Origin of the sequence: uncultured Maritalea sp., from assembly GCF_937139385.1 — a bacterium.
GTDB lineage: Bacteria > Pseudomonadota > Alphaproteobacteria > Rhizobiales > Devosiaceae > Maritalea > Maritalea porphyrae_A.
In genome coordinates, this window is record NZ_CAKZPW010000395.1 from 1 (window position 1) to 2,436 (window position 2,436).

2 protein-coding genes are annotated in these 2,436 nt (G+C 46.3%); both read left to right on the plus strand.

The window, feature by feature from the left end; all coding sequences use genetic code 11:
• Window positions 1-2,159 (plus strand): ATP-binding protein (locus Q0231_RS15705; RefSeq protein WP_299349027.1); only part of this gene is annotated, 2,159 nt, incomplete at its 5' end.
• A partial coding sequence (locus Q0231_RS15710; protein WP_299349030.1) for a response regulator occupies window positions 2,159-2,436 on the plus strand: 278 nt, incomplete at its 3' end. The genes Q0231_RS15705 and Q0231_RS15710, both read left to right, overlap by 1 nt.

Here is a 2,436-nt window from a genome sequence, read left to right on the forward strand (position 1 = left end):
TACGAAACCAGCAAATTAAAGCGTTGCGCATTGATTCCTTTGAGCAGTTAAACCAGCTTGCCAGCGTGTTAGAAAGCGCCATTGCCAAATATCAGCACATGCCGACGTTATTGGCGTCCAACGATCGGGTCAGAAAAGCACTGCGCGATGGCTTTGAATCGGATATTAATCAGTTGAATCGCGAGCTTGAGCAAATCAACCGCATTACTGAAGCCTCAGACAGCTACATTTTAAATATGGAAGGGTTGACCATTGCGGCGTCTAATTACCGTGAAGAGGCCAGTTTTGTCGGCCGTAATTTCGCCTTTCGCCCCTATTTTAAAGACGCCATTCGGGGCAAGCCGGGGCGTTATTATGCGCTGGGCACCACGTCGAATCGGCGCGGGTATTATTTTTCCTATCCTGTTTATGAAGGCGATTCCATTATTGGTGTGGCCGTTGTCAAAGTGGATCTGACACAATTTGAAAAACGCTTTGCGAATCAGCATTACGAATTTTTATTACTTGATCCTGATGGCATTGTGTTCAGCAGTTCTCGCCCGAATTGGCTGTATCGCGTGCTAGGAGAATTGTCTCATTTGGAATTGCAACGCATTGCCGATTCACAACGCTATTTTGGACAATCCATTGAAAAGCTGGCGATCGTCTATCAAAAACCGTTTGATGAAAAATCTCAGATCATCGACGTGTTAGAAAACACCATGACTAATGGCACCGAAGAGTTACAGCGAATGTCATTTTTGCGTATGAGTCGCCCGATTCGTTTATTGGATTTCAAAATTTCGATATTGGCGCCACTAAAAACCATTAATGAAGAGATTTCCCTATGGCGCGCTATTTTTGCTGGCGGTGTGACCATCACAGCGTTGCTTTTTGGCTTGGCTATGTTACGAAGCCGAATGCTACGAGAGCGTTCTGATGCCAATGAAATGACGCGACACAATCAAGCCTATATTCGTGAAGTGATTCAAAACACGCAAGCGGGCTTGGTAACATTGGATGAGCATCACAAAATAGAATCCTTTAATCCGGCGGTTGAAAAGCTGGTGGGGCAACCACTGGCACCACTGGTGGGACAGACATTGGATACCTTGTTTCAACCCGATGAACAAAGTTCAGTCATCACAACCTCTCAGGATGATTTTTTGGACGCCGCAAGTGACTTAGGCATTAAGGTTCTCACTCGAGAGGGGCATTTGTGTTATTCAAACCAATCTGTACCGGTAGAAATGACCTTATGTGAGATGCAGCTGCCTAATCGCCGCAGTTATTTGGTGACCTTTCATGACATGACTGAGCGGAAACGTTACGAACAAGACATCACCCAAGCGCGTATTGATCTAGAAGAACGAGTCAAAGAGCGTACATTTGAACTGCAAGGCGCCAACACGCGACTACGCCAAGAGATTGAAGAGCATAAAGGCACGCAGCGCGAGCTCATACAAACTGCTAAATTGGCTGTGTTAGGGCAGCTTAGTGCGGGGCTGAATCATGAGTTAAACCAACCTTTAACGGCGATCCGAGCGTTTGCCGGAAATGGATTGAAATTTTTAGACCGTGGGCAATATGAGCAAGCCCATGCGAACCTGCAACACATTAGCCAGCTTGGTCACCACATGGGCGATATTATTGCTCGCTTCAAGGTCTTTGCTCGAAAAGGGGATGTGCACCAGGGGCCAATTGCAGTGCAGACGGCCATTGTAGGGGCTCTAAAGATTATGAGCCCACGCTATAAAGAGGCCAATATCGAGCTCATAGTCGGGGAGGATTTGGGCTTTATTGTGAATGGTGACATGGTCTTTTTGGAACAGATGTTGGTGAATTTACTGGCCAATGCGGCGGATGCGATAGTGGAAGACGCCACGAACGAGCGTCGGGTTTTAATAGAGCAAAAAGCAATGGACGAGCAGATTATTATCAGTGTCCAAGATACCGGTAATGGTTTGAGCGAAGAAGCCACCAAACATTTATTTGAACCTTTTTTTACCTCCAAATCTTCTGGTTTAGGATTGGGATTGGGCTTGTCTATTAGTCAGCGTATCGTTGAAGCGATGGGCGGACAGATCAGTGCGCAAAATCGAGACTCTGGGGGGGCAGAATTTTGTGTTAGGCTACCCCGATTTAGCCCGCAAAGCATTATTGCCAAAGAGGAATCTTAATGCCGGACAGCAAGCAAGTTTTATTGATCGATGATGAACAAGCGGTTCGCATCGCGATTTCTCAGACATTGCAACTTGAAGATTTTGATGTGACTGAGTTTGCAACCGCTCAAGGTGTGATTGAGCAATTGTCACTGGATTGGTCTGGGGTGATTGTGAGCGATATTAACTTACCCGGCAAAAGTGGTTTAGAGCTGGTTGAAGACGTCAAAAAAATTGATGCAGAAACTCCGTTCATTCTGATCACGGTGCACGGTGACATTAGCATGGCGGTGAG